At 52.6% G+C, this 557-nt stretch carries 1 protein-coding gene; it reads left to right on the forward strand.

Features of this window, described 5'->3' with window-relative positions; translation table 11 throughout:
- A partial coding sequence (locus tag E6R62_RS38765; RefSeq protein WP_206309042.1) for a glycosyltransferase occupies window positions 1-453 on the forward strand: 453 nt, incomplete at its 5' end.
- Window positions 454-557 lie beyond the last annotated feature (104 nt).

The raw sequence follows: 557 nt of genomic DNA on the forward strand, positions 1-557 counted from the left end.
GCATACGAGATGTTAGCGGCCGCGTCGATGATAGAAAACTGCAAGGTTATTGGATCGGTAGCCTCCTCCCGCATGGTGGAATTTTGCCAGGAATTCAAAATCCGACATGACTTTGTGGGTCAAATGATTCCGCAGCAGGATATGCCACGGTATCTTCAAACCGCGCATGTGAACCTGTATGTGACGTTGAACGAATGCGCACCAATGCTGCCGCTTGAGAGCTTTGCCGTTGGCGTTCCTTGCATAGTGGGTCCAAATACTCCGTATTTCGCGGATCACGGATACTTGCAGGATCGGTTGGTAGTGAAGGTGCCGGACGACGCCAAAGGCATTGCCGTATGCATCGAACGCGTATTGGCTGAACGTGATGAAGTCGTGTCGGCCTATCGACAGTACGCGATTCAGCACAATGCGGAGTCTGCTCGCTCCGTACAGCGGTTTTTGGACTTCTGATGCAAACCATATGCTTCGTCACTTATGAGCTCTACCCCATCACCCGAGGGGGCTGCGGTGCCTTGCTATATAACGTGGCGTGCCAGTTACTTCATGCGGGCCAT

This window comes from Streptomyces sp. A1136 (assembly GCF_004795055.1).
In the GTDB taxonomy this organism is placed as follows: Bacteria; Actinomycetota; Actinomycetes; order Streptomycetales; family Streptomycetaceae; genus Streptomyces.